The 26188-nt window shown below is 34.2% G+C and carries 27 protein-coding genes; 1 reads left to right on the top strand and 26 read right to left on the bottom strand.

Features of this window, described 5'->3' with window-relative positions:
* Positions 1-13: 13 nt before the first annotated feature.
* The 23 genes from ftsA to dapG form a co-directional block, all read right to left on the bottom strand.
* Entirely contained in the window at positions 14-1330 is a 1317-nt protein-coding gene (gene ftsA, locus ACMHYH_RS03560) for a cell division protein FtsA (RefSeq protein ID WP_414839993.1), read from the bottom strand.
* 488 nt (positions 1331-1818) lie between these two features.
* Positions 1819-2679, bottom strand: coding sequence for a cell division protein FtsQ/DivIB (locus tag ACMHYH_RS03555; protein ID WP_414839992.1), 861 nt, complete (start codon positions 2677-2679; stop codon positions 1819-1821).
* Between the two features lie 21 nt (positions 2680-2700).
* Entirely contained in the window at positions 2701-3801 is a 1101-nt protein-coding gene (murG, locus tag ACMHYH_RS03550; protein WP_414839991.1) for an undecaprenyldiphospho-muramoylpentapeptide beta-N-acetylglucosaminyltransferase, read from the bottom strand.
* Between the two features lie 21 nt (positions 3802-3822).
* A complete protein-coding gene (murD, locus tag ACMHYH_RS03545; RefSeq protein WP_414839990.1) occupies positions 3823-5205 on the bottom strand; it encodes a UDP-N-acetylmuramoyl-L-alanine--D-glutamate ligase in 1383 nt (460 codons plus the stop codon).
* A 67-nt stretch (positions 5206-5272) separates the two neighbouring features.
* Positions 5273-6238, bottom strand: a complete 966-nt coding sequence (gene mraY / locus ACMHYH_RS03540) for a phospho-N-acetylmuramoyl-pentapeptide-transferase (RefSeq protein WP_414839989.1) — start codon at positions 6236-6238, stop codon at positions 5273-5275.
* 22 nt (positions 6239-6260) lie between these two features.
* Positions 6261-7730: a UDP-N-acetylmuramoyl-L-alanyl-D-glutamate--2,6-diaminopimelate ligase gene (locus ACMHYH_RS03535; RefSeq protein ID WP_414840338.1), complete on the bottom strand. Its 1470-nt coding sequence runs from the start codon at positions 7728-7730 to the stop codon at positions 6261-6263.
* A gap of 22 nt (positions 7731-7752) precedes the next feature.
* Positions 7753-9927 carry a penicillin-binding protein gene (locus tag ACMHYH_RS03530; RefSeq protein WP_414839988.1) on the bottom strand — a complete coding sequence of 725 codons (2175 nt, stop codon included), beginning with the start codon at positions 9925-9927 and terminating at the stop codon, positions 7753-7755.
* Positions 9924-10310 carry a cell division protein FtsL gene (gene ftsL, locus ACMHYH_RS03525; RefSeq protein WP_414839987.1) on the bottom strand — a complete coding sequence of 129 codons (387 nt, stop codon included), beginning with the start codon at positions 10308-10310 and terminating at the stop codon, positions 9924-9926. The genes ACMHYH_RS03530 and ftsL overlap by 4 nt, the downstream gene beginning before the upstream one ends.
* 36 nt (positions 10311-10346) lie before the next feature.
* The gene (rsmH, locus tag ACMHYH_RS03520) at positions 10347-11297 is read right to left on the bottom strand and encodes a 16S rRNA (cytosine(1402)-N(4))-methyltransferase RsmH (protein ID WP_414839986.1); all 951 of its coding nucleotides are present in this window, start codon (positions 11295-11297) and stop codon (positions 10347-10349) included.
* 45 nt (positions 11298-11342) lie between these two features.
* Entirely contained in the window at positions 11343-11774 is a 432-nt protein-coding gene (mraZ, locus tag ACMHYH_RS03515; protein WP_414840337.1) for a division/cell wall cluster transcriptional repressor MraZ, read from the bottom strand.
* A 218-nt stretch (positions 11775-11992) separates the two neighbouring features.
* The gene (locus ACMHYH_RS03510; RefSeq protein WP_414839985.1) at positions 11993-12376 is read right to left on the bottom strand and encodes a DUF3397 domain-containing protein; all 384 of its coding nucleotides are present in this window, start codon (positions 12374-12376) and stop codon (positions 11993-11995) included.
* Between the two features lie 226 nt (positions 12377-12602).
* Positions 12603-12782, bottom strand: a complete 180-nt coding sequence (gene rpmF, locus ACMHYH_RS03505) for a 50S ribosomal protein L32 (RefSeq protein WP_414839984.1) — start codon at positions 12780-12782, stop codon at positions 12603-12605.
* A gap of 72 nt (positions 12783-12854) precedes the next feature.
* On the bottom strand, positions 12855-13415 hold the full coding sequence (locus ACMHYH_RS03500; RefSeq protein WP_414839983.1) for a YceD family protein: 561 nt from the start codon (positions 13413-13415) through the stop codon (positions 12855-12857).
* Positions 13416-13542: 127 nt separating this feature from the next.
* Positions 13543-14739, bottom strand: coding sequence for a nucleotidyltransferase (locus ACMHYH_RS03495; RefSeq protein WP_414839982.1), 1197 nt, complete (start codon positions 14737-14739; stop codon positions 13543-13545).
* Between the two features lie 14 nt (positions 14740-14753).
* Positions 14754-16523, bottom strand: coding sequence for a DNA helicase RecQ (recQ, locus tag ACMHYH_RS03490; RefSeq protein ID WP_414839981.1), 1770 nt, complete (start codon positions 16521-16523; stop codon positions 14754-14756).
* 126 nt (positions 16524-16649) lie between these two features.
* Positions 16650-17384 carry a class I SAM-dependent DNA methyltransferase gene (locus tag ACMHYH_RS03485; protein ID WP_414839980.1) on the bottom strand — a complete coding sequence of 245 codons (735 nt, stop codon included), beginning with the start codon at positions 17382-17384 and terminating at the stop codon, positions 16650-16652.
* Between the two features lie 6 nt (positions 17385-17390).
* Positions 17391-17747: a ribosome silencing factor gene (gene rsfS, locus ACMHYH_RS03480; protein WP_085560285.1), complete on the bottom strand. Its 357-nt coding sequence runs from the start codon at positions 17745-17747 to the stop codon at positions 17391-17393.
* Positions 17748-17757: 10 nt separating this feature from the next.
* Entirely contained in the window at positions 17758-18366 is a 609-nt protein-coding gene (gene yqeK, locus ACMHYH_RS03475) for a bis(5'-nucleosyl)-tetraphosphatase (symmetrical) YqeK (RefSeq protein ID WP_414839979.1), read from the bottom strand.
* A complete protein-coding gene (locus tag ACMHYH_RS03470) occupies positions 18335-19003 on the bottom strand; it encodes a nicotinate-nucleotide adenylyltransferase (RefSeq protein WP_414840336.1) in 669 nt (222 codons plus the stop codon). Before ACMHYH_RS03470 ends, yqeK begins: the two co-directional genes overlap by 32 nt.
* Before the next feature lie 20 nt (positions 19004-19023).
* Positions 19024-19344 (bottom strand): ribosome assembly RNA-binding protein YhbY, encoded by a 321-nt coding sequence (gene yhbY / locus ACMHYH_RS03465; protein ID WP_414839978.1) that lies wholly within the window; start codon positions 19342-19344, stop codon positions 19024-19026.
* 42 nt (positions 19345-19386) lie between these two features.
* Positions 19387-20517 (bottom strand): ribosome biogenesis GTPase YqeH, encoded by a 1131-nt coding sequence (gene yqeH, locus ACMHYH_RS03460; protein ID WP_414839977.1) that lies wholly within the window; start codon positions 20515-20517, stop codon positions 19387-19389.
* On the bottom strand, positions 20495-21040 hold the full coding sequence (locus ACMHYH_RS03455; RefSeq protein ID WP_414839976.1) for a YqeG family HAD IIIA-type phosphatase: 546 nt from the start codon (positions 21038-21040) through the stop codon (positions 20495-20497). The genes yqeH and ACMHYH_RS03455 overlap by 23 nt, the downstream gene beginning before the upstream one ends.
* Positions 21041-21155: 115 nt before the next feature.
* A complete protein-coding gene (gene dapG / locus ACMHYH_RS03450) occupies positions 21156-22358 on the bottom strand; it encodes an aspartate kinase (RefSeq protein ID WP_414839975.1) in 1203 nt (400 codons plus the stop codon).
* A 200-nt stretch (positions 22359-22558) separates the two neighbouring features.
* On the opposite strand from dapG, the gene ACMHYH_RS03445 reads away from it, so the two are divergent.
* Positions 22559-23203 carry a copper homeostasis protein CutC gene (locus ACMHYH_RS03445; protein WP_414839974.1) on the top strand — a complete coding sequence of 215 codons (645 nt, stop codon included), beginning with the start codon at positions 22559-22561 and terminating at the stop codon, positions 23201-23203.
* Between the two features lie 140 nt (positions 23204-23343).
* Here ACMHYH_RS03445 and ACMHYH_RS03440 read toward each other — a convergent pair whose 3' ends face one another.
* The 3 genes from ACMHYH_RS03440 to ACMHYH_RS03430 form a co-directional block, all read right to left on the bottom strand.
* A complete protein-coding gene (locus ACMHYH_RS03440; RefSeq protein WP_085560292.1) occupies positions 23344-23577 on the bottom strand; it encodes a YkuJ family protein in 234 nt (77 codons plus the stop codon).
* 125 nt (positions 23578-23702) lie between these two features.
* Complete coding sequence (locus ACMHYH_RS03435; RefSeq protein ID WP_414839973.1) at positions 23703-25016, bottom strand: acetamidase/formamidase family protein; 1314 nt, start codon at positions 25014-25016, stop codon at positions 23703-23705.
* A 153-nt stretch (positions 25017-25169) separates the two neighbouring features.
* On the bottom strand, positions 25170-26045 hold the full coding sequence (locus tag ACMHYH_RS03430; protein WP_414839972.1) for an NAD(P)-dependent oxidoreductase: 876 nt from the start codon (positions 26043-26045) through the stop codon (positions 25170-25172).
* Positions 26046-26188: the final 143 nt, after the last annotated feature.

Below are 26188 nucleotides of genomic sequence, written 5' to 3'. Positions count from 1 at the left end.
CAATCTGGTATATCTAATCAAAGAAATTAAAGAAAAAATTCTTAGCTTTATAACTTAGAGTATCTTCTTTTTGTTTTTTTGGTTTATCCTTGTAGTACTGTTCTTGTTCTTCGTATTCTAAAGATTCATTCTTATTCAGCGTATTGCTGTTTTCATCATAGACTCTTTGATTTAATGAATAGTTCTTTATAATTTGATGGATTTCATCTAACTGTGACTCATAATGTACCAAGCCAATGCTAGTTGTGAATGTTGGGTAGCGCATTCCCATCTGATCAGGAACATAAAGTTTAACATTGACTTCAAAAATATCTTCTGCTAACCCAATAATCCCAGGTATTGCTGCTGCCCCACCAGTTAATATAATTCCACCTGGCAAATCACGCGCTTCCACAACATCTAATTTATTTTTAATTTTTTCAAAGATTTGAACCAATCGTGCTTCAATAATTTCTGATAAATATTGTTCGTCAATATTTACAGGTTTACTTTGCCCAATAACATCAACCGGAAATTCTTCATCAGGTGAGGCTTCTTCTGGTAGTGCATACCCATAATCTCGTTTAATTCTTTCAGCATTTTCAGAAGACGTGTTCAAGACAACTGAGATATCTTTTGTCACATATTCTCCGCCTTCTTGATTGACATACGCGAATTTTAATTGGTTATCATGCATAACAGATACTGTTGTTTGTCCGCCACCCATATCAATTAAAATGGTGCCAAAATCACTTTCTCCTTTAGACATAGCGACACTGCTTGTAGCTAGTGGTTGTAATACAATATCTTCAATCTGAAGTCCAGCTTTTTCTACACATTTTTTCGTGTTGTGAATAATTGTTTTTGGCCCTGTGATCATAGTTGCATGCATTTCTAGCCTGACACCAATCATTCCACGAGGATCTTTAATTCCGTCAAAACCGTCGACAATGAACTCTTCTGGTAAGATGGCTAAAATTTCCTTTTCTGGTGGAACAGATCTAACCATAGCAGCGGAAAGCACATTGCATACATCCTCTTTTACTATTTCTTTATTTTCACCTGAAATAGCAATCATACCTTGGCAAGGTTCAATTTCAATATTATTTGCTGGAATACCAACAATTACGTTATAAATTTCAACATTTGCTTTTTGTTCTGCCTGTTTAATGGCTTTTTTAATTGAGTCAACTGTTTTATCAATATCAACGATAATTCCACGGCTTAAGCCTCCTGATTTTTCATTTCCTACTCCAATAATATTCATTTCACCGTTAATAAATTCAGCAACGACAACTTTTATTGAAGTGGTTCCAATATCTAGACTCACATACATTCCAGTATTTTTCATTCATTGAAACCTCCTTATACTTCATTTCCAGTTTTAAATTAAATTTTATAGTACTTACCACTAATTTTACCATAGTAACACTTAATTTACGAAGTTTTTAATGGTATTCTTAAATCTTATTCACTTTATTTAGGTGTTTATTTGTCTTATTTATTCCAGGCCATTAATTTCTTTAATTATTATATAAAAAAGACTGTTATTTTTTGTATAATGGTTAATTTATGTTGAGTTGAACTCTTAGAAAACCTTATCATATAGGGTTTTTTCTAATCTCATTACTGCTATTTTTATTAAAGTAACTAACGGAAGAAGCCTTCTTGAATTGAGTTCCTCGTTCTTTCAATTCATTCTAGGAAGTAAGCGTTGCTAGAAGATAACTTTTGTCTATTAGCAAACATCTAATCCAGATAGAATGAACTCTATTTTTTAAGTTAATAGTCTTATTGCAATAAGAAATTTATCTTGTAAATAAGTTACTGATTTAATAGTTATTCAGGTTTATTCTCGCTTATTTCTGGTGTGACAGATTCGAAAGGAAAGAAATAAATACCAACTTCTATATTAATAATCCCATTTTCATCACCAATTTTTTGAACAATATCTGGATAATAAGCCATTTTCTCAGAAAAAGAAGTAATGGATGCAATGACTTGATTCCCATCATTCATATATATTTTTATTAAATAGGCATCTGTTTTACTTGGTGTGTATTCAATTTCTGAGATGCTATTATGAATGTTTTCTTTTAATTTATCATATTGTTTAATCATATCGTTTAATACTTTACCCTCTTTAAAATTTACAAAGATAGGCTGATTGCCTATCGAAACTTTTCTGCTTTCATTTACAATTTTTCCGTTCTCTAAGATATTATAATAAGTATCTTTTTTCTCCAGATAAGCTACAGTTTTGTATTCTGTTATAGCTAATTCGTATGAGTTCATACTATCAAACTTTAAATCCATTGATTTCACTTGGGATAATTGCTTCTTTATAAATTGTTCTTTTTCTTTTCTTGAAAAGAACGTTTTCCACAGTGATTCTCCAGATTTAATTTGACTAGCATTAATAACGGATTGTTCGGTGACTTCGTTAGCTCCACTAACACTAATTTTTTCAACTTTACTTAGCGGAGAGATAAAATAAACAACCGTTAAAATTGCAAATGAAAATAACAAAAGTATTAAAGCTAATCGCTGTTTCATTTTCTGATGAGGTGTTTTTTTTAATTTAGGTAATTTTTCTCCTGTAGTTTGTTTTCTTTTTTTCTCAAGTAACTTATTTTTTAAAGATGAGGAGAGCATAAAAAATTTTTTATTTTTTGAGGCTGAATCTCTTTTTTTTATCATGTGCTCTCCTCTCTTTATTTTTTAATCCGTAATCTCTTTTATTAGTTGAATTAAATCGTCGGCAGCTTCTGGTAATCCTAATTTTTTAGCAGCATCTGCCATATTTTTTCTTAACTCTTTATTCAACATTAGCTCATCAATTGATTCTATGAGACTTTCTCCGTTCAATTGGCTTTCAGCTATCATTTTTGCTGCCCCACGTTTGGTTAAACTTTCAGCATTTCTAGTTTGATGGTCATTAGTAACATAAGGACTAGGAACTAAAATACTTGGTAACCCTAAAGCTGTTAGTTCTGCTAATGTCGTAGCTCCACTTCTAGATACTACTAGCTCAACGTTCGCGAAGACTGCAGGCATATTTTCGATATAAGGGACAACTGAGATTGATGAACTATTTTTTAAAAATGGTTCAGCTTGTTTTTTTAGTGACTCGTAATGTATCTCTCCTGTTGCGAATAATACCTGATACTCTCTATTTTTTAATCTTGACAAAGCCTCAAGAAAAGCTTTATTTAGAATTTTAGCACCACGACTTCCACCAAAAATTAAAACAGTTGGCTGATTAGCAATCAACTGGTAGTCTTCTAAAATAGGAGATGGTTTTGCACCTACTACTTCTTGTGCTCTTGGATTACCTGTATAATTAACTTTTTCTGAGTAGTTACTAAATTCATTTTTAGCTTCTTCAAAGCAGACGGCTATTTTTGTGACATAGCGTGCTAAAAATTTATTTGTAACACCAGCTACGCTATTTTGCTCATGAATAATTGTTGGTATAGTCAATTTTGATGCTGCATAAATAACTGGCGCACAAACATAGCCTCCTGTCCCGATAACAACATCTGGTTGGAACTCTTTAATTAATTTTTTTGATTTTTGAATACTTGTAATAAATAATTGAATTGTTTTAAAATTACTGATTGAAAGAGAACGTTTGAATCCTTGAATTTCTATCGATTTAAATGAAATCCCTGCGTTTCTAACAATTTTACTTTCTAATCCCTTTTCTGTACCAATATACAGTACTTCAGTAGAAGGATCTAACTGCTTCATTCTTTTAATTAGAGCTAAAGCAGGATAAATATGCCCACCTGTACCGCCACCAGATAATATAATTTTCATTTTTATATCAGACCAATCGGCCTACTCCTCCTCTATGTTTATTTCACTGACTAATTGATCAATTGAGTCGATAAACGCATCTCCACGGACTTCAAAACTTCTGTACTGATCCCAACTTGCACAAGCTGGTGATAATAAAATAACTTCTTCTGGTTCACTTAACTCAAAGGCAACTGGGACTGCAGCTTCTACATTCTGAACAAACTTAATTTGTTTGATTCCAGCTTTTTTACCCGTTTCAGCTAACTTTATAGCCGTTTCTCCAAAAACGATTAAAACTTTTACATTTTTTAATTCAGGTATTAGCTCATCAAAATCATTTCCTCTATCTAATCCTCCAGCAAGTAAAATAATGGGTACTTTAAAACCCCTTAAAGCATTCTTCGTAGCCAGGCTATTAGTAGCTTTTGAATCATTATAGAACCGTCTCCCCTTAAACTCTCTTACAAACTGAGTTCGGTGTTTTACTCCTGTAAATTGTTCAAGACATTCTCTAATTTCACCATTTTTTTGTTCCAATATTTTTGTAGCTGCAATAGCTGCCATAGCATTCTCAACGTTGTGCTCACCTGGCACTAATATAGAGGCTTTGTTCATAATTGGTTCATTTCGATAATAGATAACATCATCTTTTAAATAAACACCATTTTCTACTTGTTCCAAGCGTGAAAAAGGGATAATTTGTGCTTTACTTACTTTCGTAAGTTCTCTCAACTCTGGTTGATCCCAATTGATAATTAAATAGTCAGATTCAGTTTGGTTTTCGGTGATTTTAAGCTTGGCTTGAACGTACTCGTCTCTTGATCCATGATAATCAAGATGCGCTGAATAAATATTTGTGATGATTGCAATATGAGGCCTTAACTCTGTTATGCCCATTAATTGAAAACTAGATAGTTCCATAATAATTTCATCATTCACTGTCGCTGTTTGAACTACTAAACTAGCTGGAGTACCAATATTTCCAGCAACATAAGCCCATCCTTTTTTACGTTTTTTATTTAATATATCTGCAATCATCGTTGTCGTAGTTGTTTTTCCATTTGTTCCTGTGATACCAACTAACGTACTTTCAGAAACTTCATAAGCAAGTTCAACTTCCGTAATAATTGGAATATTTTTTTCAATAGCTCGTATAATAATTGGATTAGTATACATAATTCCAGGATTTTTTACAATCCATTCAAAATCTTCGTCCAGTAATTCAACAGGGTGTCCGCCTGTTACTACTCTGATTCCAGATTCTAACAATTCTTGTGCTTCAGGATTTTCGTCAAAATTCTTATAATCGTTAACCGTTACTAATGCTCCTAATGAATGGAGTAGTTTTGCTGCATTCACACCACTTAAAGCTAGTCCTAAAACTAATACTTTAGTATTTTGATATCGTTTACTATTTTTCATATCTAGACCTCTTTCTAGCGGAATAAGTTAACCTACTGCCTTTATCAAATTATTTATTTCATTTATCTTAAAAAACTAGCCATAGACTTAGTAAGGCTGCAACAAGACTGATAAACCAAAACGTTAATACAACACGCCATTCACTCCACCCACTCATTTCAAAATGATGATGGATAGGACTCATTTTAAAGACTCTTTTCCCTGTCAATTTGAATGATGTTACTTGAATCATAACACTAGCGGTTTCAATTACAAAAATTAAGCCAATTAAAAGCAAAGACCACTCTTGTTTTAATAAAATAGATACTGCTGCCAATCCTCCGCCTAAAGCAAGTGAACCAACATCTCCCATAAATATTTTCGCTGGTTTTTTATTGAAGAAGAAAAATCCAACTAAACCTCCAATAATTGTTAAACAGAAAATCAAAACATCTACTTGTTGTTGGTTCCAAGCAATAAATGCGTAAGCTATATAAGCTATACCTGCAGTTCCTGCAACTAACCCGTCTAATCCATCTGTTAAATTAACAGCGTTAGAAAATCCAACCAACCAAAATAAAACAAAAATACCATAGAACCACCCAAAATCGATTGAACCTATTAAGGGAATAGTTAAATTAGTTGGAAGATTATTTAATTGGTAAACAATAAAGAACAATAGTCCACCGACTAATTGACCTATTAATTTTTGCTTAGACGTTAATCCTAAGTTGCGTTTTCTAAAGATTTTGATAAAATCATCTAAAAAACCTAACAAACCATAAAGTAAAATAATAAATAATAGTAACACTAGACTTATTGATAAACTATTTTGCCAAAGGCTAACCCATACCGTTGAAATAACAGACGCTATCAAAAAGACAACACCACCCATTGTCGGTGTCCCTGTTTTAACTTCATGCCATTTAGGGCCTTCATCTCTTGTTATTTGTCCTAATTGTTTTGTTCTAAAATAGCCAATAACAATTGGCATTGTCATAATAGTCAGTGCAAAACTACTGACCCATGGCAATAACATTTCTGTCCAGTGCATACTTAATCGCTCCTAAATTTCTTTAATTTTTTAGTTTGATAGCTTCTTCTACTTCTTCAACATCATCAAAATGATGCTTTTTTGTGCCAATAATCTGATAATCCTCATGTCCTTTTCCTGCAATTAAAATAATGTCATTTGTTGTTGCTTGGTTGACTGCTGCTTGAATAGCTTTTTTACGATCTAAAATCATTTGGTAAGTGCCTACTTTTAAGTTTACAACCATTTCGTCAAGGATATCTTGTGGATCTTCGGTTCTTGGATTATCAGATGTAAAAATGACACAATCTGAGTTAGACATAGCAACTTCTGCCATAATCGGTCTCTTTGTCCGATCTCGATCTCCACCACATCCAACAATGCAATATACTTTACTCGTTTTAATCTCATTTACTGCATCTAATACATTTAATAGCCCATCAGGTGTATGAGCATAGTCAACGATTGCTGTGAAGTCTTGTGCGCCTTGTACGACTTCAAAACGACCTCTTACTCCTTTAATTTTTTCCATTGAATCAATAATACTAGCTAACTCTATTCCCGAAGCATAAGCAGCTGCAATAGCAGCTAAAGCATTAGACACATTAAATTTACCTATCATTTGCATGTGGACAGGGTATGCTTTTTCCTGAAACAACAAAGTAAAACTTGTTCCTTTATTCGTTGTTTTTAACTCTATTGCTCTAAAATCCGCTGGTTGTTCAATGCCATACGAATAAATTTGCGCAGCTATTTTATTTTGATAACTGCGGCCAACGGAATCATCTATGTTCAAAACAGCATATTTGGGTTGGTTACTTTTGTAACTATTTCCTAATTGAGAAAAAAGCAATTCCTTTGCATGCGCATATTCTTCCATCGTATGATGGTATTCTAAATGATCTTGACTCAAGTTTGTGAATATCGCAACATCAAAATCTGTTCCCCAAACCCTCCCTTGTACCAAGGCATGAGAAGATACCTCCATAGAACAAGTCGTCACTCCAGCTTCATTCATTTCACTTAGTGTTCTTTGCAAAGTAAGACTATCTGGAGTTGTATTTTTAGTTGTAAACAATTTATCTCCAATGCGACGATACATCGTTCCAATGACACCCGTTGTTTCTCCGTTGTTTCTAAAAATTTGATCTAATAAATGAGTCACAGTTGTTTTACCATTTGTACCTGTGACCCCAATTACTCTTAAACGTTGGCTGGGATGCTGGTAAAAATAATCTGCTAAAATAGCCATCGCTTTTGTCGTATCTGCAACGTAAACTACTGGTACGGATACTGTTATTTTTTTACTCGCTATAATTAGAACAGCTCCTCTATCAACTGCTTCTCTAGCTAATTTATGGCCATCTTGTAGCGCTCCTTGGATACAAATAAACAAAGAGTTTTTTTCTATTTCTCGTGTATCTTGGGCTATCTTAGAAATAGATAATTCTTGAGAAATATCACTAGATAGTCCCTTAATAATAAGGGGTGCGATCAAATCAATTGCTTTCATAATTTCCACCTTTTCTATTCCATTATTGAGGAGAAGCTAGTGTAATCGTAATAGTTTCCTCATTTTGCATATTAGCTTGTGGCATGAGGCCTTGTTCGATTACGTAACCCTCTCCTTCAAATGAAAATTTAATTCCAGTGATTTCGGATACTTTTAAAACATCGTTCTTTGACCAACCAGTCATATCTGGCATTGTCATAGCACCATTAGTCATTAATATAATTCGCTGATTTTTTATAATTATTTTTTGAGGCAACGGCATTTGTTGCACGATTGTATCGCCACTTCCAATAATAGTCACATCCAGTTTTGTTTTATCTACTTCCTCTAATGCCTTTATTTTAGAAAGACCGGTTACTTCTGGCATTTCTACTTGATTTACATCTTGTATTTGAGATTCATCACTCAAATGTTGGGATTCGAGAGCTCGTTTCATAACAGGATTAAAAATTTCTTTTACTACATCACTTCCAATAACAGAAGGATCATTAACTGCTGGTTGTTGCACAGTTACGTATAAGACAACCTTAGGATCATCAACTGGAGCCATTCCGACTACTGAAAAGATATAATTATTGCCTCCATTATAATATTCCTTTGTGTCAGGGTTTACGATTTGAGCAGTCCCAGTTTTTGCCGCTATTTCATGACCTTCTATTTTATAACTTCTCCCAGTCCCATGTTCACCATACACCACTTCTTTTAAATAGTTTAATGCTTGATCTGCTGTTTTTTTAGAAATAGGCTCATTAACTACTTCAGGATTAAAAATAGTTTCCTTTCCTGTCTTAGAGTCTACAATCTTGCTTATGAATTGCGGCTTCATCATTTTGCCTTCATTCGCCACAGCTGAATAAGCTTGCATCATTTGCATAACTGTCACAGTTAATCCTTGTCCAAAAGATGTATTAGCTTTTTCAATCGGCCACATGTAGGGATTATTTCCTTTTTGTTCATTAGGCAATCCTGTTTCTGTTACTTTTCCTATACCAAATTTATCCATATAACTTTTCCATGTTTCTGTACCCATTTTTTCCATTAAGTTTATAAAAGCTACGTTACTTGATCGTTCTAATCCCTCTAAATAACTAATTTCCCCCCACCCATATACATTATGATCATTTACTACACTACCTGAAATTTGTTTAGAACCGGACATATACGTTTCAGCAGGATTAAATACTCCTTCTTCGATAGCAGAGGCAAGCGTCAAAACCTTCATTGTAGAACCTGGTTCAAAAGTTTGTTCTACCAATAAATTTTGCCATAGATCGCCAATTCCTTCTTTAGTTGTCCCATTGAATGAAGGTCTTTGAGAGGCAGCAATAATTGCTCCAGTTTCTGGATTCATCAGCGTAGCAGTCATTCCAACCGGATGATAGTGATCATTAACTTCAGTCATAATACTTTCTAAGTAAACTTGCATTCTTTTATCTAAAGTTAAATAAATATCTTTACCATCTACTGGATTCGTAGATTTCACAGTAGAGTTTGGCAAAACATACCCAAAATTATCTTTCTGGTATTCAATTGATCCATCTTTACCAGTCAATTCAGTGTTATAGGATTGTTCTATACCCATTAAGCCAACTAAGTCGTCATTCAATGGATTTGTACTTAGTTCACCATTTTTATCTGTAGGTAGTTCAGCATAGCCAACAATATGTGAAGCAAAAGTACCATTTGGATATAATCTAGTCGGTGTTTCATCAAAAATAATTCCAGGTAATTTTTCTTTTTCAATCGATGATTTATTATCATAAGATAATTTTTTACCAGCAGAACCAAACTCAACTTGACTCAAGTTTTCTTGGTTTAATTTTTTCAAAATTTCAGCTTCACTCATAGAAATATGCTTAGCTAAAGCTGCTGCTGTTTTTTGCTTGTTTACTACATGCAGAGGATTTTCAGGTGTATTAGACCACTTATCTGTTAAAACAGCGATTAATGAATAAGAAGTAGCGTCTACAGCAATAGGATTACCACCGACATCATAAATGGCTCCCCTGTTTGCTTCGAGTACACTACTTCTTGTATAGAGATTGTTAACATTTTGAGATAAATCTTCTCCGTTAATTTCTCCTTTTACCATAATAAAAGCAAAACGTCCTACAAATACCATAAAAGTTAATCCAGCAATAAAAAAAAGCAGAATCGTCATATTTTTTCTATTTTTAAAAGCACTTCTAGTCTTCATTTAACAACATTCCTTACATTCGCTTCATTCATTTTTAATCCTTGTTTGTTAGCAAATCTATAGATCCGATCATATCTAGATAGTTCTTGCACTTCTTGTTGTAAATTACTATTTATTGTCGTTGTATTTAGAATAGATACCTTTGTATCTTGTAGCGCTCGATTCGTGCTTGCTATATTGATTTCCAAAGAAATACTAACTGCAATTAAGGTAAAAGCTATAGCCATAATGATACCCATTAGCATTTTTTCTACTCTTGTTGCAAGTGATTTTTTAGAAATCGATCTATGCACCATCCCAGTTGATTGTTCTGGCACATTAGATGGCGACTGCAAGGGTATTTCTACTTCGACTTTTCTAGCTAAATTACTATTTAACGACATCTAGATAACTTCCTTTCTAACCTCTATACCAAGTTTCTATTTCCTTTGTCTTTCTGCTACTCTTAACTTTGCACTTCTGGCTCGATTATTTATTTCTAACTCAGACTCACTTGGTAGTATTGGTTTGCGAGTAATTAATTTTAATTCGGGCAAGTATTCTTCTGGAATAATTGGTAATCCTCTTGGTGTTTCTCGACCTTTAGCGTATTCTTTAAACAGTGACTTCACAATTCGGTCTTCTAATGAATGAAATGTGATGGCACTAATTCTGCCTCCTACTTTCAATAAGCCAATCGCTTCTTCAAGTGAGTCTTCTACTGAAGATAACTCGTCGTTTACAGCAATTCTTATTGCTTGAAACACTCGTTTTGCAGGATGACCACCTTTTCTTCTAGCAGGTGCAGGAATACCACTTTTTATAATTTCAACTAGTTCACTAGTCGTTTCAATTGTTTTTTCTTCACGCGCTGCTTCTATTTTTCGTGCAACACTCTTAGAAAACTTCTCCTCACCATAACGGTAAAAAATCCTTACTAAATCTTGATAAGCCCAAGAGTTAACGACTTCTTTAGCTGTTAATGGAGCGTCCGTGTCCATTCGCATATCTAAAGGAGCATCTTGATGGTAACTAAAACCTCTTTGTGCTTCATCTAGTTGTGGAGATGAGACACCTAAGTCATAAAATATTCCATCTACTTCTAGTACTCCTAAAGCATTTAGCTCTTCTTTTATAAAACGAAAATTTGATTTAACAAACGTAACCATATTTTTTTCTACATAGTCTGCTAAACGAATTTCAGCATGTTCAATAGCTCTTATATCTTGATCAAAGGCGTACAGATGCCCATTCTCATTTAATTGAGAAAGCAGATATTCGCTGTGACCTGCTCCTCCTAATGTACAATCAACATATATTCCATCTGGTACAATAGCTAAATTATCTATTGTTTCGTGGAGCAAGACTGTTTCGTGATTAAATTCTGTCATTTTTCCCCCACCTAGCTTTTTTATACTAACGTTATCATTTATTTTTTAGAATCCAAAACCACTCATATTTTCAGCAATCTCATCAAATGATTCTTCTGCTTCAGTTGAAAAATCATCCCATCTTGCCTCACTCCATATTTCTATACGATCAGATACACCTATAATATGACAAGCTTTATTTAAATTTGCATATTCTCTTAAAGTTTGAGGAATATTGATTCGTCCTTGTTTATCTAATTCACACTCTGTTGCCGCTGAATAAAAAAATCGTGTGAATGCTCGAACTTCTTTTTTTGCTAATGGAAGTTGCTTCAATTTTTCTTCAAGTATAGACCACTCATCTTTAGGATAACCAAATAAACAACCATCCAAACCTCTGGTCAAAATAAATGTTACGCCTAAATCATTTCGAAACTTAGCTGGCATAATCAAGCGACCTTTTGCATCGATATTATGCTTATACTCACCTAGTAACATATCTATACTCACCCCACCATCTATAGATGGTTTTAGTCTACCATATTGCCCCACTTTCCACCACAAATAACAGATATATTTCAAAAAAATATAGATTAAGATGAGTCAGAGTTCGTTGCCTTAATAGATACTAGTACTATAAAAAAATAGGAAAGAAAAAACACGTTCAGATGAAACAAAAAAAGCAGCAAAATGGCGGTTAAAATCCATCTTACTACTTAAAAAGATACTAGTTTATTTACAATACTAGCTGCCACCAAAAAGTAATACATTAGAAAAGAAAAAAGAAATACAAAGCGCCAATACGTTTTAAAAAATTTACTATAACTAATTTCTCCTTTTTTATAAGCTATAAGAATAGCAATTATTATTCCTAAACTAAATAAAAAAATTAAAAAATAAAGAAAAATAGATTGTTTAAATGTTCGGATACTTAGTATTTGGATACCAACCATCAAATAAGGAATCATCAAATCTACAAGCTTAATCTTAGTTTGTCGATTTCTAAAATGGCGGTTAATGCTTCTACCAAAAATAAAAATTAAACCTATTGGTAAAAAGTAAAGTAAGATATCTACTAGATTAAATAATGATAAATCCATTCTCATCCTCCTATCCATTTAAAAAAACCATTTTTGTTCCTCTCTATCAGTCTTTTTTAACCGCTTAACTCTCTCATTCAATTTACCTTAAATCAGAATTTTTGTACACACTTAACTCGATACTCCAGTTAAGGAGCTAAATAATATCGATTATTTTTTAAAAGCAAAACACCCTTGAGCCATGGTCTCAAGGGTGTTTTGATATTAATTCAACATAATAGTAATCTTATGCTTCTTTGCTTACTACTTCTTTTCCATCGTAATGGCCACATGCTGGACAAACGTGGTGACTTTTTTTCAATTCACTACAGTTAGGACATGCATTCATGCCAGGCACTTCTAATTTAAAATGCGTACGGCGTCTGTTTTTCTTAGCTTTTGATGTTCTTCTTTTTGGTACTGCCATTCTCTACACCTCCTTAAATTTCCTTCTGTTCTTGATTTATTCGTTCGAAAAGAGGAGATTTAAACTCTATTCTCACTTCTTATCATCAGATTCATCTTTAAATAAATCTTTCAAACCGGCAAAACGAGGATCCAATGTTTTAGCTTTTTGTTCTGCTTTTTCTGATGTAAACTCATCTTCAGACATCACAACCCAATCGTTTCCACTTGGCATTTTATTTTCCTTTACTTCTTCTTCAGTAAAAACTTGAATCGGAATATTTAACAAAACCGCATCTTCAATTGCTTCAGATAAATCGACCCAGTCATTCTCTAGTTGAATAACCGTTCCTTCATCTTCAACAGCTTCGCGACTTGCTGCATTTTCTGGAATATAAATCTCGTCTACCTCTAAAGATAAAGGTATCAATACTGGTTCTAATGACCTTGCGGAAGGCAGTGTCACATCTAATGAAACAACCATATGAAGCAAGATCTCGTTTTCTTGAACAATTAGACTTCCTTCCAAAAGAATAGGAGATACATCTAAAATTTCTTTATCTCTCTTCAACAATGTCTTTTTTAAATCAACTGTTTCAGAAAAAATAAGCGGTTCAAAGCGGTATTTTTGCAATTCGTTTAATGACCATTTCATTTTCCATCACTCCTAAAGCAACAAAGATAATTATACTAGTCTAGCATACCTTTGTCAACGTATTTTACCTTACACTGAAAAGCTTATGATACATGCTTTCATGTATCTTTTCATCAATAATTAAAAATTAATTGATTATTATTGGTTGTCTTCGATAATCTTGTTGTCGCGTCTCTCTAGTATAACCTAAATTATAAATATCACCTGCTTTAATGTCTAGATCCCATAAAGAAGCGTTCTTTTTATTAATCTGATTGAGTATTGGTAAACCCACTATTTTTTTCACTTCATTTAAATAAATCTGACCAGTTTTATTAAAACCTAGTAAATGAATAGCTTTTGGTGAATCTACTTGTGGATTTATTTCACTTTTTTTCATATTTAATAAAATATAGACACATAATCGTTGCAACCTAACCCAAGTATAGCGTTTATTTTTTACTAATGAAATAAAATCTTTGAAATTCTCGGCTTCTTTCACTTTTTCTTTCAACCGATATTCAATTCCTTCTTTCATTTCATAAATTAATTGCAATTCCCTTATTGATTGGTTTATTAATTGGTATTTGAGAAACGGCCAATAATTTTCCCAAGTTACCCGTTCAACTGCGGACAATAAGTTCTGGCTAGATTTTGGCATCACTTCTTTCAACGTTTCCAAAGAGTTTTCTTGACCTAAACTATTCGTTAATTCTGCACGAATAGCAGTAGCACTGGCTATATTTTGATTCTCTACAATATCTTTGTCATGATACTCAGCTTCTATTCGTTTGATAGAAATCAACGCCATCGGATTGGAATAGTTCGCATTTTCTTTAGCATAGGCTAAACCTAAAATCGTATTAGGAGAAGATAAGTTTAATAGTGTTTCTGGAAGCAATTCTCGCATAATTTGGTTCATTTGAAAAGCGTAACTTGACCCATCATTTTTTAATTCATTGAAGCGTTCGTCTATTTCTGATTTTTTTTGCTTAAGTTTATTTGTTAACTCATAATAATCAACAGCCTTACCAGTTTCAGCACCAAAGCAGACACTTTGACAACCTAATGCATGAAGCAAAGCTATGCCCCCTTTAGCAAAAAAATCAGCAGGTTGAACACTAAAAGAAACTGGCAACTCAATGACCAAGTCCGCTCCGTTGGATAAAGCCATCTGTGTTCTAGTCCATTTATCTACAATTGCAGGCTCTCCTCGTTGTAAAAAATTCCCACTCATTACTACAATAATAACATCAGCATTTGTTTTCTTTTTTGCTTGTTGGATATGATAAAGATGGCCGTTATGAAATGGATTATATTCTACAATAACACCGCAACTTTTCATTTTTCATCCTCACTTCAGTTTGTAACGTCGGCCTCTTTCAAGACTTCTAGAAAGACTGAACCGTATTTTTCTAATTTATTTTCACCCACACCTTTGACTGATAAAAGTTGATTTTCAGTTTGAGGCATTAATTGACACATTTGACGAAGAGTTTCATCTGAAAAAATAACATAAGGCGGTACTTTCTGCAATGTTGCTAATCCTTTTCTTATTTCTCGCAAACGGTCGAATAAACGGTCATCAATAGCGACTTTGTGAGCTTTTTGAGCTTGCTTACGTGTGACGCTACTTTTACCCTTTAATACTGAGGCGCCTTTTTCAGTAATTTTTAATAAAGGGTATTGCCCATCTGTTGGAGTTAAATATTTTTCTGCTGTTAAGTAGTCAATCAGCTGTGTGACTTCTTTTTGTGGCATTCCATTCATTAAGCCATAAGTTGATAGTTCTTCAAATTTCCATTGTTTAACTTTTTGATCTTTTGAGCCAGTTAAAACTTTCATGACCATGGACTTTCCAAAAGTTTCGCCCATCCGTTTGACACAAGACAACACTTTTTGCGTATCTTTGGTAATATCTATTGCTTCTCGTTCATCTAAACAATTACTACATCGACCACATTCGTTGCATTCATCACCAAAATAGTGAACAATATAGCATTGTAAGCACATTTGTGTTGAAGCATATTGTGCCATTTCTCTTACTTTTGTGTATTCTAGTTTTTTATGCTCTTCATCCATATCTGACTGTTCAACAAAATAATACTGAATTTGAATATCTTGTGGTGAAAATAATAAAATTGCGTCACTTGGCAAACCATCACGGCCTGCACGACCGGCTTCTTGATAATACGCTTCAATATTTTTTGGTATTTGATAATGAATAACAAAACGAACATTGCTCTTATCTATTCCCATCCCAAAAGCATTCGTTGCTATCATAACCGTCACTTCATCATAAAGAAACTTTTCTTGCCACTCATTTCGCTCAATTTCTTTCATTCCACCGTGGTATTTACCCACTGGTATGTTTTTTGTTTGCAGTAAATCAAAAATTCGTTCGACCTCTTTACGAGTACTGACGTATATAATACCTGATTGCCCTTTATTTATTTCTAAGTAATCCAACAAATAACGGTTTCGCTCTTGTCCTTTTACAACTTGAAAGGCTAAGTTATCACGAACAAATCCAGTATTGACGTAGTTTTCTTCTTCTATATTCAATAACTGGAGGATATCGTTAGATACTACTGGTGTTGCCGTTGCTGTTAAAGCTAAGATAGTCGGTCGATATGAAAAATGTTGAATGGTCTCACATAAAGATAAGTAACTTGGTCTAAAATCATGGCCCCACTGTGAAATACAGTGTGCTTCATCAATGGCTATAACTGAGACTTTAATGGCTTGCATCAAATAAAAGATTTCTTCCGTCTGAAATCGTTCTGGGGCTACATAGACTAATTTATACTCGCCATTACTAGCACTTCTTAACCGCTCATTCATTTCTTGAGAAGATAGAGTACTATTTAAAAAGGTTGCAGGTATACCTAATTCTGTCAGAGCATCTACTTGATCTTTCATTAAAGAAATTAAAGGAGAAATAACGATAGTAATCCCATCAAAAATTAGTGCCGGAATCTGATAACAGATTGATTTCCCACCACCTGTTGGCATAATAGCTAATGAATCTTTTCCGTCTAAAACATTTTCAATTACTTCCAATTGTCCAGATCTAAACTCATCAAATCCATAGATCTCTTGTAACAATTGTCGGGCTTTATCTAACATTGGTTAACCCTCCGTTTTTTATTATTTATCTCTATTAAAGTAAAAAACAGAAAAATCAGTTTCGATTCTCCTGTTTTTTCTTCACACAGTCTGCTTTTAGTTGACTCAATCAACTTGATCATCCTACTACTTACTACAAGAAAAAAACCAACGTATCGATTCTTTATCTACATTAGAATCTCCAAAGTCAGAAAAAACCTCAATAGAACTAAAACCTGCTTGTTTGAGCATCTCATAATAGGTTTCCAACGAATAGGTTCGTTCTTTATGTGTTTCATCAAAACGTTCATACAAATCTTTATCTTCATTGTACACAAAAAAAGTTAAATCGTGTTCAATAGAGTGAGGGTGTTCACCTGGATAGCTTTGCCAAAGAAAACTAATTTCTTCTGATTGATCATTATACATATACCCAGGAAAGACTTCGTCAACTTGATAAGTGGAATGAACATCAAAAAGAAATTTACCATTTACAGTTAGAGTATTGGCTACTTCTTTAAAAACAGCTGTGACAGCTATTTTATCTGGCATATAACAAATGGAATCTGAAAAACAGGTCACTACTTCAAATTCTCCAGCTTCAGATAAGTCTAACATATCGCCTTCAATCAAAGGCAACTGAATCCCAGCTGCTAAAGCTCGTTCGTTTGCAAGACTAAGCATATTAGCAGACAAGTCTAATCCTGTTACGTTATACCCTCTTTTTTTCAATGTCACTGCTAAAGCCCCAGTACCACAAGCTAATTCTAATAATTTCTGACCGTTACTTTGAAGATGCTGATCAACAAAATGACCCCATCGCTCATAAAGTGTGTCATCCATAATCGCATCATACACTTGTGCAAAAGTTTGATAGCTCATTTTTTCTTAAACCATTTCTGTGATGTCAACCAGTGGTGCATCACTCCATAATTTTTCAAGGTTATAGAATGCGCGCTCTGAGTAATGGAAAACATGAACGACAACGTCACCCAAATCAATTAATAACCATTTTGCTGAATCTCTACCCTCAACGCGTTTTACTTCAAAACCTTGTTTATGTGATTGGCTAATGATTTCATCCGCAATAGCTTGAACTTGTTTTTCACTATTTCCATGCATAACAACAAAATAATCTGCTAAAATGGATACTTCTCTAACATCCATTGCCATAATATCTTCTGCTCTTTTATCGTCTGCAGCCTTTACTACTAATCCTAATATTTTTTCGCTTGTTGCTGTCATGTTGTTCCTCCTAATTTTTCGCTACCCACGTATTATACGTTTCAATAGCCTTTGGATAAATCTTTTTTTGTTTTAAAATTAAATACTGTAATGTATGAGCTGTTTCAAATGAAATAGCCTTAGCTAAATCACTTTTTGCTAATTTTCTAGCCTCATCTACACCAGGGAAATCGCGACCAGGCTCAATATAATCAGCTACATAAATAAGCTGTTCCAATAAACTCATTTCAGAAGAACCAACTGTATGATGACGGATGGCATTTAATATTTCTTCATCTTCTACATACAATTCTTTCTTTGCTAAAATTGCTCCCACTGGACCGTGCCAAATTTCGTTGCCGTATTGTAGTAAGTCTAAATCTAGATTAGCACGAATGATTAAATCATGCATCTCTTGCAACTTTCTTTCCTTAGCATAGTCATGAATCAAGGCAGCTATACTTGCCGCTTCGATTGAAGCACCATATTGTTGTGCTAGCTCTACTGCGACTTTTTCAACCCCAAGTACGTGTTCAAAACGTTCCTGGCTCATCTGTAGTCGCACCTTATCTAAAAGTTCGTCTCTAGTGAATGGAATATAATCCTTGCTATAACGTACGTCCGTTGATTTTATCACCATTTTGATACAATCCTTTCTCATGAATGTATTTTAATGTTTGATCTGGAATCAAATACCGTACGGAATCATTCATTTTTAATTTTTCTCTCAATAAAGTTGAACTGATATTCATAGATGGTACATCCACCCAGATAATAGGATACCCAGTTGTAGCTACATATCCAGGACGGTTTACTCCTACAAACTGAACTAAGTCTAGTAATTTATCGATTTTATACCACTTAGGTAAATAGTCGACCATATCTCCACCAATGATAAAATAATAATCTATATCTGGATTTTCTCTAACTAATTGAACCATCGTGTCGTAGGTAAAACTTTTTCCACCACGCTCAATTTCAGCTCGCTCAACATCAAAACAACCATTATTTTCAATAGCGGTCTCAACCATTTCTAATCGATAGGACGCAGGAATCGCTTTTTTTCCATTACGATGCGGAGGATTAGCACTAGGCATGAAGTAAAGTTTATCTAAATCAAGTTTTCGGCAAACTTGATCTGCAATTATTAAGTGGCCAACATGAGGTGGATTAAACGTACCGCCTAAAATACCTACTTTTTTTCGTTCAATTTCCAAAGAGATATCATTCGTTAAGCCCTTTGTTTGATTAAAAGAAACTGTTTGCCTTCTCAAAATAATCACCTTTCTTTACACAATTATTGGTTTCTTTTTTTGGGTACTTGTGTTGATATACGTCGGTATTTTTCTTGTGTTGAAGGCTGGAATAAAACGAGTACACGGCCAATGATTTGGACAGCTGTACAGCCTAGCTCTGATTCAATTTTGTTTGCTACTTCTTGAGCTGTTTCATCTGTATTTTGCAGCAAGCTTACTTTTAACAATTCTCTTTTTTCAAGAGCTTCACCTATTTGAACAATTACTTCTTTATTTAAGCCATTTTTCCCAATTTGAAAAATAGGGTTTAAGTGATGTGCCTTACTTCTTAAAAAACGCTTTTGTTTTCCTGATAAATCCATTTTCTCACTCCAATTGTATCGATTTCTCGATTCTAATTTTTATTAAATTAACGATTTTCTTATAATAACGTCGACGCCTTTTGGAGCCCATCCTGCTACTATCGCCCCAGGTTCGTTAATGGTAACCCATCCCAAGCCAGCAAAAACAATATCTGCTTTTTCTTTAGCTGTAAATTCAAAACGAACCAATTCTGGAAAGCTATCAACTTCATCTTCACGAGGAGGCTGCAATAATTTTCCTACTTGTTTTTGATACAATTCATCGGCTTTTTCTAATTTAGTTCTATGAATTTTCAAGTCATTGGAAGTGAAGCAAGTAAAAGATCTTCTCTCACCTTTCAAGTAATCAAAGCGGGCTACTCCACCAAAGAACAACGTTTGTCCTTCATTTAATTGATAGACCATTGGCTTTATTTCTTTTTTAGGCGCAATCAATTTCAAATCCTTAGCTCCTAGAACATGAGCCATTTGATGGCGATGGATAATTCCGGGAGTATCTATTAAAAATTTCCCATCTTCTAACGGTATTTCAATTCTGTCTAATGTTGTTCCTGGAAATTGAGAAGTGGTAATCAAATCTTCCACTCCTGCAGTTAGATTAATGATTTGATTAATCAATGTTGATTTCCCTACATTTGTTACTCCAACTACAAAAACATCACGACCTTTACGATGTTTTTCAATAATGGCTAGTAAATCTTCCATTTCTTTAGGTTTAACCGCGCTCGTTAAAATAACATCTTGCGGGCGCAAGCCCTCCTCAAATGCTCTTTCACGTAGCCATTGAGTCATCTTACCTCGTTTTAAAGACTTTGGTAATAAATCAACTTTATTCCCTACTAAAAGAACAGGATTATTCCCAACAAATCGGTGAAGACCTGGAATCATACTACCGTTAAAGTCAAAAATATCAATGACATTTATAATTAACGCATCTTTCGTACCTAATTCATTTAGTAATTTCAAGAAATCATCGTCTGTTAGATTTACATCTTGAATTTCATTATAATGACGCAGTCTAAAACATCGCTGGCAATAGACTTCTTCTTTTTCTAATCCTTTTTTTAGTGCAGAATCTGGTGTGTAACCAGATTTTTCTTTATCTGTTGTTTGAATAATTGCTCCACAGCCAATACACCGTAATGCTTCTTCATTCATTAATTCTTTCGTCATGTAATGACTTCCTCCATCTCATGTTTGGATCTTTTTTAATCAAGTAATTCATAATATGCAATTCCATATAACGATTAAGCTTTGTGTTCCAAGCATCACTATCAATAATGGGTTTAACTAGTACTGTACGTATGCCGGCTAGATTAGCGCCCCATATATCAGTCATAATCTGATCTCCGACCATCAAAATATCTTCTTTTGGAAGATTTAATTTTGCTTCTGCCTTCTTAAATCCAATCAATGTTGGCTTTATCGCTCTAGGAACATAGTCTAAATCTAGAATAGTCGCAACTCTTTCTACGCGAGAAGCACTATTATTGGATAAAATAATAACTGGAATACCTGCAGCTTTCATCGTTTCAATCCACTGTATTAATTCTTGTGTACCATCAGGATTGTTCCAAGCAATTAGCGTGTTATCTAGATCAGCTAAAACTGCTTTTATCTGCTGTTTTTTTAATTGTTCTGGTGTAAGATGATAAATCGCATCTATCATCCAAGTCGGTTTAAATATATTTAGCATAATTTCTCCTTATTCATTAAAATAGGAGTACTCATCCAGTACTCCCTCTAGTTTACTATTTAACCAATTATACGTTAAAAACGTGAAATAGCAATTAAACTCAAATGTTTTTAGCTTACTTCTCATTTTCTAAAAAAGCAGTATGCAAAGAATTAACAGCAACTTTTAAATCTATCTCTGCTACTAAAATCCAAATAGTTGTGTAGCTATCTGCTGATTGATAAATTGATACGTGATTGTCTGCTAAAGTGGTTACAATTTTTGAAACGATTCCCGGAACACCGGTGATACCTGCTCCGACAATAGCAACCTTCGCACAGTTTTCTATCACTGTATAAGAGACAGCTAACTTTTCAAATAAAGTCCGAGCATTTTCTAAGGCTGTTTGTGGCAGTGTAAAAATAATTTGATTCGGAAAGATATTAATAAAATCAACACTAATCTCTCTTTTAGCTAAGGAAGTAAAGATTTTTTGTTGCATTACGGAATCAGCTTCCACTCTAAATTGCACTAAATTTGGAACATGAGCAATTCCAGTAACTAACCGATAATGTTCTATTTGACTTTGAATATGAGTGACTAATGTTCCAGTATTTGTGACAGGTTGATGGGTTGAACGAATTCGTAACGGTATTCCAGCTTGCATGGCAATCTCGACCGCTCTGGGATCGATTACTTTCGCTCCTTCATGCGCCATATTACTAACTTCTCGATAACTGACGACTTCTAGAAATTGTGCATGGTCAACTAAACGAGGATCTGCAGTCATCATTCCCGAGACATCTGTAAAAATATCAATACTTTCAGCTTCGAAGGATGCCCCTAAAAAAGCTGCTGTTGTATCACTGCCACCTCGACCAATTGTTGTAATATGCCCACTTTCGCTCACACCTTGAAAACCTGTTACAACAACAACATCATTAAACTTAAAATGACCGGTAATAGCTGTTGGATCAATTCTTTTAACTTTGGCATTGCCGAAATCTTCATTTGTGATAATCCCTGCATCCTGACCTGTTAGACCCACAGCTGCTATCCCGTTTTTCTTTAAACCATTTGTGAAAACAGCTGTCGAGATAGTTTCTCCCACTGAAAGTAGCATATCTTTTTCACGTAAATCTAAGTAACTGCGATTTCCACCAATTAGTGAAAGCAATGAATCAGTGGCATACGGATCTCCTAAACGCCCAATCGCTGAAACAACGACGATTACTTTGTATCCTAAAGAAATAGCATGAGCGATATGTTTTTCTGCTGCTGCACGACTATCTTCATCTTTAACAGATGTCCCACCAAATTTCTGAACTAAAATTTTCATTAGATACCATCCTTTAGATTTAAATCTTTTACTTAATTTCTTTGAATTACGTTATTTGAATTGATTATTTATCGTTTATCTGTTTGATTTTATTATAACGAAGACTTAGTCATTATTCAATAAAGTGATGGCAGGTAAACTAATTTTATTTTTTCATGGTATACTTTAACAAATTAACTGAGAAAATGGAGAGTGAAAGAATGTTTCTAAAAGAAGTTTGTGTTGAAAATTATACAGTCGTTCCTTCTGCAATTGCCAAAGGAGCAACTCGAGTTGAACTTTGTGATTATTTACCTAGTGGAGGAACAACAGTCAGTAAAGGGGTCATGCAAGAGACAGTAGCTTATTGTAGCGAGCATTCTATTCCATTAATGGTTATCATTCGTCCACGTAGCGGGAATTTTGTTTACAATGATACTGAATTGAAAATGATGGGCCATGATATTATCGAAGCTAAAAATCTAGGGATTGATGGAATTGTAGTCGGATGTTTAACCGAAGAAAATTGGATAGATGAAGACGCTATGGAGCAGATATTAGAAGAAGCATTTGGTTTACAGACAACTTTCCATATGGCTTTTGATTCTATACCAAAAAATCGACAATTTGAAGCAATTGACTGGTTAGTTGAACACGGTATAGACCGCATTTTAACACATGGTGGAATAGCTGATTACTCTATTGAAACAACACTGCCACGTTTAAAAGAATTAGTCGACTATGCTGATAACAAAATTATTATTCTTCCTGGAGGAGGAATAACAGACGAAAATGCGGAACATATCGTGGATTTCTTAGGAGTTAATGAAGTTCATGGGACAAAGATTGTAGGAGAACTAATCTAAAAATTAAAAAAAGAATTTCTGCTATTAACAATGCTGAAATTCTTTTTTTATTCTGCTATTTACATTACCCTTAAACGATTGAACTGATTTGATAAAAATAAAGAACAAGCATAGTTAAACTAGCTTGTTCTTTATTTTTATCAATCTTGCAACAATTCAAAAATCTCAATTGCAACTAAATCTAAATCATCAAATTGATAAACTTGACGTGTTGAGCTATCTTCTAATTCAAAGGTAGTTGTCTTAGCATCATAGGAAATCAGGCAACGTTCATTGCCTTCTTTTTCAAATCTACGTACTTGGACTTCACTATCTTTGTCTTCTAGCATAGCTTCCAATCGGCGAATGATTGCCTGTAATTGTGAAGGTTTCATGATCTCATACCCCTTTCAAACTTGGCTCAGTCACTATTTTAACAGATTTTTCTTTAAAAGACAGTAAAGTTATCTTTTTTTATCAATTTATTTTGAAATAACCTCTATTTTATTTTAAACTATAATTAGTTATCTTCTTTAGAATAGCCGTTGTACTGCTTTTTAACTATTTCAAGTAACCCTTTAGCCTGTAAGTATGTTTTCGGAGCTAAGAAAGTAACAGTAACCATACCTGGATGACGACCTATTTCAATTGAGCCTGTTATGGTTGCACGATTCATCACTTCAGGAACGGTTATCCCAAATAAGTTTGCTGCTCTTTCAAGGCCGTTGGTTGTTGCTTTATTCAAATCAGCTCCACTTCCGACAAACGAAATAGGGTAACTCTCTTCTATCTCTTCAACTTTCCAAACTTTACTAAGTGAACTGGCTTGTATTTTTTCTTCTTCAGTAAAAGGTTGAGCTAGATATGGAAGATCTTCCCTAACAGGTAATAAGATAGGTCCATCTAGTGTTACCTTTTTTAAAACCGTTACTTGTAGATTGACAATCCCAGACACGTCAGCTGTATGGCCTGCAATTTCTCCGTTGCCTTGCATGGCATGCATGTCACCTAAATAAACTCCTCCACCTTCAACTTTCACCGGACAGATTAGAATAGCTCCAGTTCTAACACGATTGATATCCATATGACCATCTGTTCGATCTTCTAATTCTAATTCGGTCATACCATAATCATGTGGTGCACCAAGTAAAAATTGTCCAAAATCACCCGCATTATGCGAATCAGGAAAAGCTCTTGCTGGTGTTGTTCCTAGTTGGCCTAAAAAAGGTCTCAATCGTGCAATGACCCCTGGCATATCGTGTGGCGCAAAAGTCAAAATTGAATTCTGGATGGATGCTTCGGGCGTATTCATATAGCGTCTACCATCTTTTGCTACTAGTTCTGCAGCTTGTTTATTTAACGTTAATCCAATACTTTTCTCGTCATTAAAAGCCATTGAATAAGCATGCGTAAAAACAAACGGCGTAATATCAGCATCGCAGTTGGCACAATGAACGGCTTTTTCACCAATTCCTTTTATAATTGATTTTGGATTGACAATGCCGCAATTAGGGCACTTCGCATCTACAAAAGGATCACCAGTGAAGCGTCCACCAACCGACTTATCATTTCCAGAACCTGTCACTGTAGAAGTAACATCAATGTTTTTGATATGAATAGCAAGTGCGTCTCCAATTTCTGCACCTTCAACGTAAACAGGCTTAGTTACTTCATGTCCACCCTTTAACTCAGGAGTAATCATCGGTCCCCAACAACCTGGCGCTGTATTTGCTACAATGAATCCACCGTCTTTTACAAAATAATCCATTGGTTTTTCAGGGTCAAGAATGCCATTTGTAAATTGATCAACATAAACTGTTTGTTTAGCTTTCATTTCTAATTCCTCCTATATGATTAATAGTTTCGTCCTAACTAGTTACTATTCTCAGTTAGATAACGCTTTCATTTTCGTTAATTTAAAGAGAGATATCCCTTCTCTCTCTTTAAATTTATATCTGTTATTAGTTTATTCATTAAACCGGTATTTTTATCTCTTTCCTTCAGGCCACCACAATTTAATAAACGCCTGAGTACCATCATTTCCATATCCATCTGTTTCAAGTTTTTTATACAGTTGCTGAGCTAGTGCTGTAGAAGGCAATTCAATGCCTAGTTTTTCAGCCTCGCCCAATGCAATGGTTAAATCTTTAACGAAATGTTTTACGAAAAATCCTGGAGTAAAATCTTCACTTAAGATTCGTGGACCATAATTTATCAGTGACCAGTTAGTTGCACTACCACCACTTACCGTATCAATAACTTTTTCTAAATTTAAATTGGCTGCCTGTGCATAAACCAATAATTCTGTCATTCCTGTCATTGTGCCTGCTACCATAATCTGATTAGCCATTTTTGTATGCTGACCCTTACCTGCAGAACCTTGTAAATTTACTTTACTTGAAAATACAGTCAAAATCGGTTCGATAGTGTTAAATACATCTTCATCTCCACCAACCATCACAGTCAGTGTTCCTTTTTGTGCTCCTAAATCTCCACCAGAAACCGGTGCATCTAAGACAGCTATCTTTCTTTTTGCTCCTTCTTCATATAATTTAACTGCTAAAGTAGGTGTGCTAGTAGTCATATCAATCAAAATATGATCAGATGTGGCTGTTTTAAAAATCCCGTTTTCTCCTAGATATGTTTCTTCAACGTCATTAGGATAGCCTACAATTGTAATAACTACTTCGCTTTTTTCAGTGACTGCAGCAGGACTTTCATACCAAGTAGCTCCTAAAGAAATTAATTCATCTGTTTTACTTTTTGTTCTATTATAAACATTTACCTCATAACCTGCTTTCAATAAGTGCTTAACGATAGAACTACCCATTACGCCTGTTCCAATAAATCCAATTTTTTTCATTATTCAACCTTCTCTCTTATTCTAATTACTGCTCTTAGTATAACATTTTTAGGTAAAAATATAATAGATTTTGATTTGTGAACTGATTCATTTTAAGTTAAAAAAATAAACTATTGAAATCATAGATTCCAATAGTTTATTTC

Source organism: Carnobacterium sp. TMP28, assembly GCF_047553015.1.
In the GTDB taxonomy this organism is placed as follows: Bacteria; Bacillota; Bacilli; order Lactobacillales; family Carnobacteriaceae; genus Carnobacterium_A.
Note: the sequence above shows the minus strand (reverse complement) of the source record. Positions and strands in the feature narration are given on the sequence as shown.